13 protein-coding genes and 1 pseudogene are annotated in these 15,104 nt (G+C 47.5%); 7 read left to right on the top strand and 7 right to left on the bottom strand.

What is annotated here, in order from left to right; all coding sequences use genetic code 11:
• The first annotated feature begins 181 nt into the window (after window positions 1-181).
• Window positions 182-1,897 (top strand): IucA/IucC family siderophore biosynthesis protein, encoded by a 1,716-nt coding sequence (locus tag HLG76_RS05330; protein WP_175993227.1) that lies wholly within the window; start codon window positions 182-184, stop codon window positions 1,895-1,897.
• Between the two features lie 48 nt (window positions 1,898-1,945).
• Here HLG76_RS05330 and HLG76_RS05325 read toward each other — a convergent pair whose 3' ends face one another.
• Entirely contained in the window at window positions 1,946-2,251 is a 306-nt protein-coding gene (locus HLG76_RS05325; protein WP_077460870.1) for a DUF496 family protein, read from the bottom strand.
• 282 nt (window positions 2,252-2,533) lie between these two features.
• Window positions 2,534-3,461: pseudogene (locus tag HLG76_RS05320) on the bottom strand (chemotaxis protein).
• A 415-nt stretch (window positions 3,462-3,876) separates the two neighbouring features.
• Between HLG76_RS05320 and HLG76_RS05315 the strand changes: the two are divergent.
• A complete protein-coding gene (locus tag HLG76_RS05315; RefSeq protein ID WP_077460871.1) occupies window positions 3,877-4,821 on the top strand; it encodes a chemotaxis protein CheV in 945 nt (314 codons plus the stop codon).
• Window positions 4,822-5,314: 493 nt separating this feature from the next.
• Window positions 5,315-6,673 (top strand): hypothetical protein, encoded by a 1,359-nt coding sequence (locus HLG76_RS05310; protein WP_077576138.1) that lies wholly within the window; start codon window positions 5,315-5,317, stop codon window positions 6,671-6,673.
• Here the strand turns inward: HLG76_RS05310 and HLG76_RS05305 are convergent, their stop codons facing one another.
• Both HLG76_RS05305 and HLG76_RS05300 read right to left on the bottom strand, forming a co-directional pair.
• Window positions 6,674-8,593: a bifunctional diguanylate cyclase/phosphodiesterase gene (locus tag HLG76_RS05305; protein WP_175993226.1), complete on the bottom strand. Its 1,920-nt coding sequence runs from the start codon at window positions 8,591-8,593 to the stop codon at window positions 6,674-6,676.
• A gap of 89 nt (window positions 8,594-8,682) precedes the next feature.
• Window positions 8,683-9,195 (bottom strand): hypothetical protein, encoded by a 513-nt coding sequence (locus HLG76_RS05300; protein WP_077677508.1) that lies wholly within the window; start codon window positions 9,193-9,195, stop codon window positions 8,683-8,685.
• 234 nt (window positions 9,196-9,429) lie between these two features.
• Here HLG76_RS05300 and HLG76_RS05295 point away from each other — a divergent pair, with 234 nt between their 5' ends.
• Genes HLG76_RS05295 through HLG76_RS14925 form a run of 3 tightly spaced genes read left to right on the top strand, consistent with a single transcriptional unit; the run spans window position 9,430 to window position 12,001 of the window.
• A complete protein-coding gene (locus HLG76_RS05295) occupies window positions 9,430-10,590 on the top strand; it encodes a PLP-dependent aspartate aminotransferase family protein (protein WP_077668985.1) in 1,161 nt (386 codons plus the stop codon).
• Window positions 10,587-11,474 (top strand): hypothetical protein, encoded by an 888-nt coding sequence (locus tag HLG76_RS14930; protein WP_254877633.1) that lies wholly within the window; start codon window positions 10,587-10,589, stop codon window positions 11,472-11,474. Before HLG76_RS05295 ends, HLG76_RS14930 begins: the two co-directional genes overlap by 4 nt.
• On the top strand, window positions 11,474-12,001 hold the full coding sequence (locus HLG76_RS14925) for a Na+/H+ antiporter NhaC family protein (protein WP_254877632.1): 528 nt from the start codon (window positions 11,474-11,476) through the stop codon (window positions 11,999-12,001). The genes HLG76_RS14930 and HLG76_RS14925 overlap by 1 nt, the downstream gene beginning before the upstream one ends.
• Before the next feature lie 123 nt (window positions 12,002-12,124).
• Here the strand turns inward: HLG76_RS14925 and HLG76_RS05285 are convergent, their stop codons facing one another.
• Window positions 12,125-12,505, bottom strand: a complete 381-nt coding sequence (locus tag HLG76_RS05285) for a glutathione S-transferase N-terminal domain-containing protein (RefSeq protein ID WP_077460875.1) — start codon at window positions 12,503-12,505, stop codon at window positions 12,125-12,127.
• Between the two features lie 191 nt (window positions 12,506-12,696).
• Here HLG76_RS05285 and HLG76_RS05280 point away from each other — a divergent pair, with 191 nt between their 5' ends.
• Window positions 12,697-13,536 (top strand): 2OG-Fe(II) oxygenase family protein, encoded by an 840-nt coding sequence (locus HLG76_RS05280; RefSeq protein ID WP_077460876.1) that lies wholly within the window; start codon window positions 12,697-12,699, stop codon window positions 13,534-13,536.
• 103 nt (window positions 13,537-13,639) lie between these two features.
• Here HLG76_RS05280 and HLG76_RS05275 read toward each other — a convergent pair whose 3' ends face one another.
• The gene (locus HLG76_RS05275) at window positions 13,640-14,761 is read right to left on the bottom strand and encodes a PQQ-dependent sugar dehydrogenase (protein ID WP_175993225.1); all 1,122 of its coding nucleotides are present in this window, start codon (window positions 14,759-14,761) and stop codon (window positions 13,640-13,642) included.
• 13 nt (window positions 14,762-14,774) lie between these two features.
• Window positions 14,775-15,014, bottom strand: a complete 240-nt coding sequence (locus HLG76_RS05270) for a YdcH family protein (RefSeq protein ID WP_025744348.1) — start codon at window positions 15,012-15,014, stop codon at window positions 14,775-14,777.
• Window positions 15,015-15,104 lie beyond the last annotated feature (90 nt).

The raw sequence follows: 15,104 nt of genomic DNA, 5'->3' as shown, positions 1-15,104 counted from the left end.
CTGCAGGGTTGGTGAGGCTGCATCCCTGCAGTACTACTGAATCACTACCTTTTTCCCATCATCAAATGATAATGGATATCATTATGATTATTGATCTTTGTTCCTTATGTCAATACATTGATAACCGAATTGCCACATTTCACTTAAATTGGTGAAAAATAACGCATAAAGGACATAGGAAATGCAGGGGAATTATTGGCAAGCAGCCAATCAGAAGTTGCTCGCAAAAACCATCAGAGAGCTTCATTTTGAAAACGCGATTACCGTCTCTCATACCGAAGGGCGCGACTATCAACTCACTCTCCCTAATGCGAACTGGTCGTTTTCAGCCACCATGAGCCTATGGGGCATGGTGATTGTGGATATCGGCAGTGTGTCACGTGGGGATAATCATCAGCCCGAGCTCATCGCGCTAATAATAGATTTACAGCCAGAGATTAAGATGACGCCACTCCACCTCGGTGGGCTGATTGAAGAGTTACAAGAAACCCTCAGCGCCGAACAGCAACATCTTGCAATGTTAGATGTTATGCCAGCCGATGAGCTGGTCGCGTTATCTGAATCGGCTCGCCAGGCCTATTTGGATGCACACCCTAAGTTTCTTGCCAACAAAGGCCGGTTAGGCTGGGGACAGCAAGAGAGCCAGCAGTATGCACCTGAATACGGTAACGTTTTTGCCTTGCATTATATCGCTGTACATCGAGACTGCGCACAACATGGTTTTTGTGAGGGGCTGGATCAGGCAAGTTTGCTCATCGATACACTATCGCCAGCTGCTTATGACGCGCTTATGTCGCGCTTGCCGGCGGATAAGCATGATTACCTTATCATGATGGTTCATCCTTGGCAGATGCAGCGTTATATCTACAGCCAATACGCTTCTTCAATTTCTTCTGGAAAGATAATTGATTTAGGTACGCGTCCTGAGCAGTGGCTAGCGCAACAGTCTATTCGTACCTTGAGTCGTGCGGATAACCAAGGAAAATACGATGTTAAAACCGCGCTGACGATCCTTAATACGTCTTGTTATCGCGGCGTGCCCGGCAGCTTTATTGCGCACGGCCTCGTGCTGTCAAAATGGCTCTCAGAGTGTGTGAGTCAGGACGATCTACTGTCCCGTCTTGGCATGCACGTGCAACAAGAAGTGGCAGGGATATATTGCCCACAGCCTTATCAGGCGCAGATAGACAGTTGCTACAAATACCATGAGATGTTGGGATGTGTTTGGCGTGAACGTGCGGAAAGCTTGCTGCTATCGAATCAGCGACCTATGAGTTTGGCGACGTTGATGCAAGCCGGAGGCGATGGGATAAGTTGTGTGGAAGCGCTGATTGCGCACACCGCGTTAACGCCTAACGAATGGTTGCAGCGTTTGTTTGATCACGTTGTTGTGCCCCTTTATCACTTGCTGTGTCAATACGGGATTGGTCTCGTCGCCCATGGGCAAAACATAACGGTAGTGCTTGAGGGTGACGTCCCTGTAGGTTGTATGATCAAAGATTTTCATGGTGACCTACGCTTTGTCGATCAGCCATTTCCGGAGCTAAATAGCTTGGATAAAGATGTGCGAGGTAATATTAAACACTTGCCACCACACTATCTAGTTCACGACCTGTACACCGGACATTTCGTGACGACGTTACGCTTTATCTCGCCATGGTTTGTCTCACTTGGCGTTAGTGAAACTCAGTTTTATCGCCAGTTAGGTGATACGCTTCGGGCTTATCAACACGCGCATCCGGCGCTTAGCGCCCGTTTTGCGCTGTTTGATGTGTTGAGTGAGACCAAAGAGAAAGTGTGTATCAATCGGGTCAGATTCAACATTGGTTACGATGATAGCAATGAACGGCCGTTGCCCATGTTTGGTGAGCCTATCGCTAACCCTCTCGCCATTTAAAAAAACCCGCCTTTTGGCGGGTTTCTTTTAGTCGGTTAAGCAACGGGATTACTTCCCACTCTTGCTTTGCTTGGTGAGCTCTTTGATGGTGCGGCTGATTTCACGGCGTTGCTTAGAAATCTCCGCGTTTTTGATGATGTGGTCATCGACGCGGTCTTCATAATCACCTTTCATGTTCTTGATGATTTCGACGATATCTTCGTACGACATTTCTGGTTGGATGTAATCCAACAAGTTTTCGAGTAAGACAACACGTTTTTGGTTGTCTCGGATTTTTTTGTCGTTGTCTTGGATTTCGCGTTTTAGCTTGTTCTTTTGTCGTGAGTGCTTAACGATCTCGTATACGCTGGTCATCATAGTCGCCTTCTATTTTTTGAAGTATGAAAAAATTAAACCACAAGCGCGGCAGCAAACCCAGCCTTTTTCCGCTTGAGGTGGAGAGTTTTTGGTCACTTGAGTCGCCGAGAGGGCGATAGAAGAGTCAGTATGAACCTTGATACTAAGATACCCTGAGGCGAACACCTTTTCGACCATCCTACATCTCGATGAATTTGTTTGATGGTGGCAAAGATAACAGGCTGACATTGACAGTGTTATGACACATATCAATCCCAGCCATGGCCCGTCCGATGACCGTCAATAGTCGGTTGGGCTACCTTCTAACTTGACCGATGAACCCGATGTTTTCATCATGGCGCCGCGCAACATCGCTTGTACCAGCTCGGTGGCGTCAAACTTTGTGAGTGCTTCATGGCGCCCACTTGTTTGGCACGATCAACGCTAATGTCACTGGACAATGAGGTATGCAGGATTAAGTATGCTTCTGCCAATTTATCATCATTACGGATTTCAAACGCCAGCTCGTAGCCATCGATGCCTGGCATTTCAATATCACTGACAATGATGTCAAACGGCTTGCCGGCTGATGCGGCGTTTTTCATCATTTGCAGCGCTTCTAGGCCGTTATTCGTCACAAAATAGGGGATGTTAATACTATCCAATGCCTCAGAAAGCTGTCTTCTGGCGGTTAAGGAGTCATCGACTAGCAGGATATTCATCGGCTTGAGTTTTTCACGATCCACATCGGCTAAGATAGGATGGAGCTTGTCGGGATCGGATGGGAAATATGCTCCATGATGTATTCCACATCAAGGAGCTGCACGAGTTTATCGTCGATGTGCATAACACCGGTTAAGAACGCGCGCGTTCCTAAGGTTTCGGGCGGCTCAGAAATAGAGCGCCAATCACATTCGCTGATTTTATCGATTCCACGTACCAAAAAACCCATCACGCGGCGTTGGCAATCCGTGACGATGATATAACAAGACGCCCACTCGGACTTGGCAACAGGCTTGTAGCCAATAGCTTTCGCCATATCAATCACGGGGGTGGCGATGCCACGGAAACTGGTGGTCCCTATCACCGTTGGATGGGAGCCGGGCAAATCCGTGAGCGGCTGAAAAGGAATGATCTCCCGCACTTTTAGCGTACCAATCGCGAAAGATTGGGTGGCGGTGAGGCGGAACATCAACATGCCTTGTGCTTGATTAGCTTTGCTCTTCATAGCATCACTCTGCGTGTAATCGTCAATCGTTTAGTTATGGTAACAGCCTTAGCATTGTTCACCTATTCTTATACAAGGATAGGGGCTGATTCGGGAAAAGATACCTAATCCATCCGTATTGTCTCATATTTGAAACTTATTGATAGTCTCATTTAAACGTGGTGTCAGCCACGCTTTTTCCTCGCACCTTTTGTTAAAATGTGGGACTAAAACGGGTAAGCTGTAAGGCGAAAGGTATGCCTAATATGAGCAAATAGGTTGCCTGTCGCCATATCTTACCTAAAATAAGACTAGACTTTTTTTTGTCTCGGTGCCCAGAGCACAATAGAAAAGTCGTGAACAGCGGCACGTCGATAAGCAAATATACGTGTCCGGATACATGCGAATGAGCAGTAACACGACGGTTGAGTGAACTATGACCAATATTTTAGATTCGGTAGATTCGCGGACACGGCTGGTGGGTGAGAACCGCCTTGAGCTGTTAATGTTTTATCTAGGTTCTAGCCAACCTTTTGCCATCAACGTTTTTAAAGTCCGCGAAGTTATCAAGGTGCCTAAGCTCAACCAAATGCCGGGCTCGCATCCTAATATTCGTGGCGTGGCGATGATCCGAGGTAAATCGATCCCAGTGATTGACTTACGCCAGTCGATTGGTATGGGAACCATCGGGATGTCTGATGAGTGCAACGTCATCGTGACGGAATACAATCGCACTATTCAAGCCTTCTTGGTGGGTCAAGTGATTAATATCAAGAATATGGGCTGGGATGAAATCATGGAGCCGCCGGCAAGCTCAGGCCGTAATAACTACCTGACCGCGATTACTCGCCAAGACTTTGATGGACAAACTCGTTTGGTTGAGATTGTCGATGTAGAAAAAGTCTTGGCAGAAATTGTCGCCTATGAAGTTGGTGTGTCGGAAGATGTGCTTGATCCGCAAATTACGCCTTACATGGCTGGACAGCGTGTATTGGTCGTGGATGACTCATCGACGGCACGAGCGCAGGTTAGTGAAACACTGTCGCAGTTTGGCGTCGAGTGCATCATCAAGAAAAACGGTGCTGAAGCATTGAATTTGCTGAAGAGCTGGTGCGATGAAGGCAAAAATGTCAGTGACGAGATTTTGCTGATGATCACCGATGCAGAAATGCCAGAAATGGATGGCTACAAACTGACGCACGAAGTGCGTTCTGATAGCCGAATGAGTGACTTGTACATTGCACTAAATACCTCGTTGAGTGGCAGTTTTAACGAAGCAATGGTTGAGAAGGTAGGGTGTAATCGGTTTATCTCCAAATTCCAACCTGATCTTCTAGTGAATGTGGTACAGGAGCGCTTACGTCAGGTTGTGGCAAGTTAAATAGCCTTGGCGTCTGAGAATACATAAGCGGGCAGTGGCTCGCTTTTTTTTGTATGACATTGTGAGGATCTGGCCACGACCATTATTCGTGGGTCGCTAAAACGCATACTAGATATGGTGTTGGTTGAACTACATTTAGCGTTCGGGGCATAAAGTTATCTACCGTATCTGTGGATAACCTCGTTAATTTCTTTGTAAGTAATGGTAACACGTCAGGTAAGAGCGGGAAGGAAACCTAATTTATACGGTTTGGCTAAAATTTAACCATATTGTTTTGAGCGGTGATAACGTTTCTAAACAGGATCTGCGTTTTTAAACAGAGCCTAAGTTTTTAAATAGAGCCTAAGTTTTCAAACAGAATCTTAGCAAATATGCGATACTCGCGAGGCGAAGCGCCTGTTTCGTTGAAAGATCTTGCTTGGTTGAAACATAGCGCGGTCGCGTAACAGGGTTGGCGCGGCATAAACAGGGTGGCGTTCACAGGAGAGTAGTCGTGATCACGGTAGACAAACATGAAGGGCTGTCAGTCAGGATAGCGGTGCTTAATGAAGAAGTGAGTGCGCAAGAGGTGGCATTCTACCTTTTCGTGCCTGGCGAACTGAAGTTTGGTAAACATGTGCTGTCTGAAGACGATTTTTACTACCGCGTGCTTGCTAATAGTCGTACTTATTTCACGTCCCGCTATCACTTACCGCTCGTTCATGCCCGTCTAGCCAGTCGCGATAAACTTCCTACTGAGCAATATCGCGTCAGCTTGAGTCTTTATGCCTATCAATACGCCTTGTCACTGGAAAAAGCGACGCATGACTTTTTTGAGTCCGTATCAGGGCTTGATGACGCTGATGCTCTTGAGCAGTTAGAAGATACCATTGAAATGGCGGTTGAAATTTTGCGTCGTTTACGCCGCTATAAACCGCAAGATACCAAACTGCTCAAGTACTATCATAACATTGATAATTACTTGTCATGGTTGACGGAACAGCGTTTCCTCTCGCTACTTGCGCATATGCCACGTGGGAACGTGTATAAAACGGTCCGTCAACAATTGATTGAGCTATGTCAGGCTGAAGAGGCGCATCGACTGGTTAATCGCTATAACTCGGATAAAGCGGTGCGCGATCCAACGCGTATGGTCAATAAGATGCGTTTAGCACGCCGATTGATTGAATTTCCTGTCACGATTCGACAAATTCCACAGGCTTTGGGCAAAAATCTGAATAAGCTTGCTAAGGCTTCAGCGACCGCGTTTGTGATGCTCTTTGTGACCACGGTGATTATTCATGCTCGTCAGTATCTGGGAGAAATCACGTTGTCTTTTGTGCTTGCAATGGCAGGGATCTATGCATTACGTGAGATCTTTAAAGATGATTTGCGTGAAGCGCTTTGGCGGTGGATCCGTAGAGGTCGCCCCAAATGGCGTAAGCGCTTTATTGATCCGACGTCGAATAGGCAAATTGGACGACAGCTTGAATGGCTTGATTACCTTGACTATAACACCTTACCTGATGAGGTGAAAAAGCTACGCCGTGGTAAATTGCGTCAGCGAGAAGAAGCGGTTGTACGACTTAAGGTAAAAACACAACTAGAAACGACCCGTTTTTTATCGGGATACGACACCACCAGAGATGTATGGAAATTTGACTTTCGCTCTTTTTCTCGGTTAATGGACCGCGGTAGCCAACGCTTGTATCGCCTTAATGAAGGACAAGTGCTAAAAGATTCGGTGGAAAAACGGCATCAATTTAATCTGATCAGCTGCCAACGGATTAAAGGTCAGTCAACCGTTTATCAGCGCTGGAAAATCACAGTAAATAGGTCAAAAGTTGTTGATATTGAAGAGGTTTTTGATTGATTACTTGGAAAGTAATACGTTCTTCTGGTTCAGGTAGTCAATACAAAATGCATAAAAGTCTATTGCTGATAGGGGTTTGGCGAAAAAATAACCCTGAAACTCATCGACCCCCATTTGCTGAAGGCTGGTTAACTGCTCCCTAGTTTCAACTCCCTCGGCGACCACATGAATACCAAGTTGGTGGGCCATGTGGCAAATGGTATCAACGAGCACTTGCTGTCGTGTTATATCTGCCATGCCAGTGACAAATGAGCGATCGACTTTGACTTTGTCGAAGCTTAAATGATTGAGCACTGCCATGGACGACCAGCCGGTTCCAAAGTCGTCAAGCGCGATACGGATCCCGACATCACGAAGCTGGTTCATCAAAAGACTGAATCGACCGATATCATCAATGGTCATTGTTTCTGTGACTTCAAAAATGAGTTGTTTGCGTTGTTCTGGGTGTTTGGCGAAAATCGTTATTACATCAGCAATTAAAGACTCATTGAAAAATGAATCGGAAAGGTTAACGGCGATATCAATATGCGTATTGATACTTTGCCATTCTGTATTGAGCGCGAGATGAACTTGTTGCAGTATCCACGTACCTAAGCGCTGCCCGAGCCCTGACTCTTCGGCGACATTTACGATAAGTTCCGGGTTAATTGGCCCGTACTCAGGATGATGCCAGCGAACTAAAGCCTCGCAACCTAATCGATTTGGATCCGCCGATACAATAGGCTGAAAAGCGACATAAAGTGCATCTTGGTATGGGTCTATCAAGTGGGCCTTTAATTCATCGCGGAGCCTACGACGTTGTTGCGCTTCTTGTTCATACTCCGTTTTAAAGGTGTCAATACTGTCTTTCGTGACAGGCGCTTGTTTGGCTCTCATTAAGGCAAGGTCAGCGTTATTAAGCAACTCATTGGCAAACTGCCAGTGACTGTTTCCTGAGTGGGTATCAACATCAAGACTTTTTGCGATACCTATTGCCAAGGACAATCGATGGCCTGGATAAATACTGTCAATAGCACGACGTAGTGAGTCACATAATGGTTGGGTGAAAAAGCTGAGATGACGACCATCCGAGTAAGCAAGCACTGCAAACTCATTGCTACTGACACGCGCACATGGATACCCATAAGGCAAACAAATGCTGTTTAACTGACTGGCAAGTTTTGTTAATGCCTTATCCCCTTGCTCATACCCCATCAAATCGTTGATGTCTTTAAAACGACGGATATCTATCAACAGTAAGGTATGTATACGGTTTTGCTGGACCGCTTTATACAGGCAGTCCAGAAGATAGTTTCGGTTGGGTAAGCCGGTGAGGCGATCCTGCCACGCCAATTCTTGTTGCTTGCTGCTATTGCGATACAGGCGAAACGCGAAAAAAATCAATACTAATGTGAGTATGAACATTGCAGCGTACATCACTTTGATTTTTTCATCGAGAAATGCGCGCTGTTCGATGGAGGCTGGACCCGTAAAGTTATTCACCATCAAGTTACGAATTTGGGGAAGCACAATGTCTATTTCATTGAGCAAATTTTGAAGCCGTTCTCGATCACCGTTTAACACAGCCTGCTCATGCCGTTGAATGAGTCGAAAAGCGCGCTCCACAATAGGTTGGGCATTGAAAGCGCGTCGCATTGCCGCTGTTTCTCGACTACTTAAAAATGTATCGTACCGACTCCATAAGATGTCATAGGTAAGAAGCAGTGATCGTCTTGGGCTTGAATCCTCGACAAGATAGAGTGCCAAGTCATTTCGAAACTCGAGGGTCTCTAATTCCATTTGGGCAAGTGCCCAGGCAGACAGCTGGGTATGAAGTGTTTGTTTCGTATAAGCTTGATGAAATTGATAAAGCGCCGTCGCGGTCAAGAGTAGAGCCGTGAAGACAAACATAACAAAAGCAATAAGAGGGCGCTTTACCATTCGACTTTGTACCTCATCAACTCTCTATCTCAAGTGGTGTTATCGGCTGTTTTTCGCCGCATTGTGCTTTTTAATATAGGCGCTGGACGCTACTCTTTTAACACTTCAACACGATTGACTTGCCATGCCATTCGGCTGTGTAGTACTTCATTTTCAAGTTGGCTAAAGGCCGAGAGTGGATAGATAACCCAAATGGGACCTTTGTCTCGAACCCGCATCCAGTCGCCATTCTTTTTAATCGCGAAGATGGGATTATATTTTTTGATATCGTCTCTCGGAATTGTCGCCCAATAATCATTCAGCGCATAGGCTTTGAGGCTATGTGCGGGCTTATTCACCGTTTCTAACAGTTTTTGGGCAGAGACACCAAGAAAAACCTGTTCTCCTTCGGTCCATGGCGTTTGTGTTTTGATCGTGCGATCCGCCAGCTGAATGAGTTGTTCACGGGTTAGCGTTTGTTTTGCTACGTCACCGGATATCGTCAGCATTGGCGTAGCTTCAACACGTGATGCTAGCAATGCCAAGAATACTGTCGCTATCAAAAGAAAGTGTGTGCTGCGCTTTTTATGCGACTGTGTCGTTGCACTCTCGATGGTTACCATGTTGTTCCTTCCTCGTGCTGTTATTTTTTAAACCTAGCTTGAGCGGGTAACTTCCTCAAGAAAGTACGGATAAATCGCTAACATGCCCTCAGTTATTATATAGAACGTAATAGAATATAATTCTGTTAAAGTTTTTATTTGTGCGGGTATTATCATGTCATTATGTTTTATAGTCGTGATAATGACTTATATTTGCCATTTTAACGATTTTTTATACCAATAAAGAGCTCTGACATGAGAAATCCTCATTTTTCTACCCTTGCTGTTCATGGTGGTGATCAAACCGACAAAGGTCACCATGCGGCTTTTACTCCGATTTATACCGCCAGTAGCTTTATTCAGCCCGATCTGAGCCATCAAGCAGACTTTGGCTACTCCCGTGTTGGCAATCCAACACGATATGCTTACGAGAGTGCGTTGGCGGCGCTCGAGCAAGGCTGTTATGCGACCGCGACGGCCTCGGGGATGGCTGCGACAGCCTTGGCCTTAGAACTGCTACCCGCAGGTGCGCACATTATTGCGATGCGTGGTGTGTATGGGGGTACACATCGCTTGTTCGACAAACTCCGCGCCCGCAATAACGGACTCAGTATCGATTATGTTGATCTCAATGACTTGGACGCCGTGGCGGCAGCCGTCAAACCAAGTACTGCCATGGTTTGGATTGAAACTCCGACGAATCCCTTGTTAGAACTGGTTGATATTGCTGCGATTTGCCAGTTTGCCCGCGAGCATGCCTTATTAACCTGTGTGGATAACACCTTTGCGACCGCCTGGAACCAAACGCCACTGAGCTTGGGGGCGGATATTGTGATGTTGTCGACCAGCAAATACATTGGTGGGCATTCTGACATGATTGGCGGCGCGCTGGTCACCGCAGATGAAACCTTGGCGAAAAAAATTGATTTTGCCAAAACCACGGTCGGCGCAATTGCCTCGCCATTTGATGCTTATCTCGCGTTACGCGGATTAAAAACGCTCGATCTGCGTATGCAGCGTCAATGCGATAATGCGCTAAACGTTGCGACCGCGCTGGAAAACCACCCTGCCATTGAAGCGGTTTTCTATCCGGGCTTACCGTCACACCCGCAACATGCGCTTTGTCAGACGCAAATGCGCTCAGGGGGAGCAGTCGTCACCATTCAGTTAAAAGGCACGCGGGTCGAAAGCGAGCGATTTTTAAGCCGCTTACGTTACTTTATCTTGGCGGAATCGCTGGGTGGTGTGGAAAGTATGATTAACCATTCAGCGTCCATGTCTCACGGCTCCATGAGTGAAGAGGAACGCGAGGCGATGGGGGTTTTCGATACCACCTTCCGGCTCTCGGTCGGCATTGAAGACAGTCGTGACTTGATTGATGATCTCCTGTATGCGCTCGATCAGGAGGCATCATGACCGATTATGGCGTCTGGACGGTGGTGACGCCCCTGGTCACGATTGTGCTTGCGGTGGTCACGCGTCAGGTCATTCTGTCGCTACTGACAGGGGCGATGGTGGGTTATACCGTGATCGCCAATTTCAATCCATTCGCTGGCGTCGCCAAGGCACTGGATAGTTATATTGGTGTGTTTGCCAGTGCGGGAAACACGCGCACCATCTTGTTTTGTTTTATGGTGGGTGGATTAATTCGTCTTATCCAAGTCACTGGTGGCACGCGGGCCGTGATTCATGCGCTCACCGAGCGTGCTCAATTGGTGAAAAATCCGATTGCGGTGCAGTTGCTCGCGATGGTCACCACCATGCTGATTTTTATTGAAAGCTCCATTTCCATTATGTCAGCGGGGACGGTGAGTCGTGATTTAGCCGATCACTATCGCGTCTCTCGCGAGAAGCTCGCCTATGTGATCCAGTCATCCTGCGTCGCGACCTGCTCTAGTGTGATGATCAATGGTTGGGGTGCCGCGATGATGGCGATTATCGGCGTGCAAGTCAGCAAAGGTTATGTTGAAGGGGAGCCCTTCAACATTCTATTGCACGCTATTCCTTACAACTTAATGGCGTGGCTCTCCTTGCTAGCAGTGCTGTTTTATGTGCTCACTGGGGCGAGTTGGGGGCCAATGGCGAAAGCTGACCAACGTGCAGCAGCCGGGCAAGTACTGCGTGAGGGCGCCTTTCCTATTGCTGGCGATCATCAGCGCGATGATGAGCCGCTAGGCAAAGTGAGCTATTTTGTTCTGCCGTTACTGAGCACCATTTTAATGGTGCCGGTGGGCCTGTTTATCACCGGTAATGGCGATATTGCCTCTGGGTCTGGCTCGACTGCTGTTTTTGGGCGGTGATGGGAGGGACTGCGGTCGCGATGGCTTTCTTTATCGGCACGCGTGTCTTGTCGTTAGATGCCTTTTTCCGCCACCTGTTAGCCGGATACGCCAATATGATGCCTCTGGGGGCAATTATGTCGCTGGCATTTTTAATGGGGGATTTATCGGCAGACTTACATACGGGACACTACATCACTCAGGTGATTGATGGCATTTTGCCTGCGGGATTATCAGCCGCTTTTGTCTTTGTGATTGCCGCTATCATGTCACTGGCGACCGGGACCTCGTGGGGCACGTTTGCAATCATGATCCCGATAGGTATTCAGGTTGGCGCTGCGGCAGGCATTGACCCGCACTTGATGATTGGCGCATCGATATCTGGGGCGATTTTTGGCGATATGACGTCACCAATCAGTGATACCGGCATTGTTGCGTCGATGGCAACAGGCAATGATCACGTTGATCATATCTGTACGCAATTTCCTTACGTTATGGTCGTGGGAGCTGTCAGCACAGTGGCATTTGCGGTCTTAGGGAGTATTTAAAGAGAGACTCCCCAAGCGATGGCGCGGGCGGTTGAATAACCTCAATGCAAGCGTTGTTACTGCATTGAGGCGTAAAGGCAAGCAGGGGCGTTGTTACCAAAAAAGCCCCCTCTAAACGATTGGCTAGATCTTGTTGATGATTGGTGCTGTTTGCTGATTTAAATACGCGATAATGTCATCCGATTCGTACATCCAACGTGTGTCTCCAGCATCATCTTCGATACGCAAACAGGGCACTTTAATACGGCCACCACCTTGCTCAAGCGCTTGCCGTGCGGCCAGATCACGTTTGGCATCTTTAACCGCCAAAGGTAGCCCCAGTTTGCGACTCGCCTGACGAACTTTGACACAAAACGGGCATGCAGCAAATTGATAGAGCGTGAATTGTTCTGACAACCGCTCAAGTGCTTGTGTTTGTTCTGCACTTAACTTGGGAGACTTAGGTTTGGTTAAGGCCTCGACAACGAGAATAATTTTTCCAAGGATCCAACGAATAACGCCCATATAACCTCCATGCGTTCAATAAAGCCAGAGTGTAACACGCCAAACACGTTTGCTCATCGTTAACATATTGTTCCTGTATGGAAATAAAGTGTTTCCACCTGAGTACAGAATCGCGTTGTGCCTCTCGATCGCGCTGTTAGACTATGCATGCGACAACCTCACGATAAAAAGCAAACGATTACGAGTACCCTATGATACTGCAAGCTATTGACTTCCAAGCACCGAATGCGGAGCAAGCATTTGTTGAATCTTTACGTGAAACAGGCTTTGGCGTTCTTAAAAACCACCCGCTACAACAGCAGCGAGTCGCTGATATTTACCAAGAGTGGGAAGGCTTTTTTAACACCGAGGAAAAGCACGATTTCACCTTTAAGTCAGACACGCAAGATGGCTTTTTCCCCGCTAAAATTGCGGAAACGGCGAAAGGCCATACCAAGCGTGATCTAAAGGAGTTCTTTCATTATTACCCTTGGGGGCAGTGTCCTGAAGCACGACGAGATAACCTGCAATCTTATTATCAACAAGCGACCAGTTTAGCTGAAACCTTGTTGTCTTGGGTTGAGCGTCAATCGCCTGTCAGCGTCAGTGAGCACTACTCACAATCACTGTCGAGTATGATTGCGGGGAGTGAACAGACGTTACTGCGCGTATTACATTATCCGCCGTTAAACGGTGATGAAGAGCTAGGTGCAATCCGGGCCGCCGCGCACGAGGATATTAACTTGCTCACTATCCTTCCGGCGGCGAATGAGCCGGGCCTGCAGGTGAAAGCCAAAGATGGTAGTTGGTTGGATGTACCGTGTGATTTTGGCAATTTGATTGTCAATATTGGTGATATGCTGCAAGAGGCATCGGGCGGCTATTTCCCATCAACCACCCATCGCGTGATAAACCCTGAGGGGGCGGATAAAACTAAAGCACGTATTTCCTTACCACTGTTTTTGCATCCCAAACCAGAAGTGGTGTTGTCTTCTCGCCACACTGCGAAAAGCTACTTAATGGAACGTCTACGTGAGCTGGGCGTGATTTAACCTTAGGCCTCCAATAGCTGCCGAGATAAGATATTGCCTCGGCAGCGTTAAAACCCTATCGTTCGCCCTGATACGGTCACCTAAAACAAGTACGAGCATAGTTTTAAGGGGAAGGCGTCAGTTTCAATAAACTCCCGTTACTTCTGTCTGTCAGTAACAATATACTGCCATCGTTTGCTTGGATAACATCACGTATACGACCAAACTGACCATCAAGCATCCGCTCCTCATGAATCACTTTGCCATCTTCCAATACTAGCCTGACTAATAGCCCAAATTTTAAAGAGCCAAGCAGCAGGTTGCCTTGCCACATTGGGAAGCGATCACTGTCAACCATGATCATGCCTGACGGTGCAATTGACGGATCCCAATAATAAACCGGTTGGCGCATCCCTGGTTTTGATGTCCCCTCTCCGATTTGTGTGCCCAGTCCATAGTTAACGCCATATGTTATAGTCGGCCAGCCATAGTTTTCACCGGTGAGAATAACGTTGAGTTCATCGCCACCTTGGGGACCGTGCTCATGTGCCCAAATACGTGTGCCTGTGTTATCGAGGGCGATGCCTTGGATATTTCGGTGCCCGAAGCTAAACACCTCCGCACGTTTGTCATCCGCCTGTAGGAAGGGATTACTCTTCGGCACTGTACCATCAAGATTAAGACGCACGAGCGTGCCCAGATGATCGTCGGCAAATTGCGCGCGATCGCGGTGGCCACGATCGCCGAGCGTGATATATAGGTGCTCAGAAGTGACCAATAAACGACTGCCAAAATGGCGCCCGCCACTGCGTTTGGGAGAGGCTTTAAAAATAACACGACTGTCAATGAGTACATCTTTAGACAGTGTGGCCATTATAACCTCAGTACCGGCTTGTCCTCGCTCGTCGATGGCGGCATAGGAAAGATATAAACGCTGGTTGGTCGCAAAATCAGGTGCCAAGGCGATATCTAATAGGCCCCCTTGCCCCTCTTGAAACACGTTTTTTGGGGTGCCTAAAATGGAGACGACCAGCCCATTGGGTGTCAGCCGTTTAAGCTTGCCGTCACGCTCGGTAATCAGTAGATCGCCATCCGGAAGCTCAGTGATCCCCCATGGATGAGAAAAGCCGGATTTCAGTGTTTCAACACGAAGGCTCACCGCCTCCGTGTTGATGGTTTTTGCCTCTGCAGCCCCTATTGTCCCAAGAAACAGAACGACCAAGCACAATGAATGCGACAAACGCATTGCTCACCTCCCATTAATGTGTGCGTAGTTTTTCGTACAAGCGGTCTTTGAGGTGCGCGCGCTGTCGTTTCATGGCAGTAAAGATGTCGTCGCTGGTGGGGATTTGGTTCATCTCTAAACCACGAATATGGTGATCGAGTTGATGATAGCGTTGCGCATCGAGCTGAAACGCGGGGTCATATTGCTTAAGGTGGTGGATACGATCGCGATGCTCCGGGAAATCAAAAACGAGTGCGTGGTTTTCTCCTTGCATACAGCCTCCTGTTATCGGCCTGCCTTTTATAAGGTTAGGCCTGCTTACCGCGATTATCCAAATTTCATCGATGATAATCACGGTGATGTA

The organism is Salinivibrio sp. EAGSL, assembly GCF_013366455.1.
GTDB classification, from domain to species: Bacteria; Pseudomonadota; Gammaproteobacteria; order Enterobacterales; family Vibrionaceae; genus Salinivibrio; species Salinivibrio costicola.
The sequence above is the reverse complement of the archived record's forward strand: the minus strand, read 5'-3'. Positions and strand labels throughout refer to the sequence as shown.

Bases quoted from the DNA above. Each gene is read 5' to 3' on its own strand.
- HLG76_RS05270 (WP_025744348.1), bottom strand. From the start codon at position 15,014: ATGCAAGGAGAAAACCACGCACTCGTTTTTGATTTCCCGGAGCATCGC.
- HLG76_RS05300 (WP_077677508.1), bottom strand. From the start codon at position 9,195: ATGGTAACCATCGAGAGTGCAACGACACAGTCGCATAAAAAGCGCAGC.
- HLG76_RS05325 (WP_077460870.1), bottom strand. From the start codon at position 2,251: ATGACCAGCGTATACGAGATCGTTAAGCACTCACGACAAAAGAACAAG.
- HLG76_RS05285 (WP_077460875.1), bottom strand. From the start codon at position 12,505: ATGGGCGTTATTCGTTGGATCCTTGGAAAAATTATTCTCGTTGTCGAG.
- HLG76_RS05315 (WP_077460871.1), top strand. From the start codon at position 3,877: ATGACCAATATTTTAGATTCGGTAGATTCGCGGACACGGCTGGTGGGT.
- HLG76_RS05330 (WP_175993227.1), top strand. From the start codon at position 182: ATGCAGGGGAATTATTGGCAAGCAGCCAATCAGAAGTTGCTCGCAAAA.
- HLG76_RS05280 (WP_077460876.1), top strand. From the start codon at position 12,697: ATGATACTGCAAGCTATTGACTTCCAAGCACCGAATGCGGAGCAAGCA.
- HLG76_RS05295 (WP_077668985.1), top strand. From the start codon at position 9,430: ATGAGAAATCCTCATTTTTCTACCCTTGCTGTTCATGGTGGTGATCAA.
- HLG76_RS14925 (WP_254877632.1), top strand. From the start codon at position 11,474: ATGGGAGGGACTGCGGTCGCGATGGCTTTCTTTATCGGCACGCGTGTC.
- HLG76_RS05305 (WP_175993226.1), bottom strand. From the start codon at position 8,593: ATGGTAAAGCGCCCTCTTATTGCTTTTGTTATGTTTGTCTTCACGGCT.
- HLG76_RS05275 (WP_175993225.1), bottom strand. From the start codon at position 14,761: ATGCGTTTGTCGCATTCATTGTGCTTGGTCGTTCTGTTTCTTGGGACA.
- HLG76_RS14930 (WP_254877633.1), top strand. From the start codon at position 10,587: ATGACCGATTATGGCGTCTGGACGGTGGTGACGCCCCTGGTCACGATT.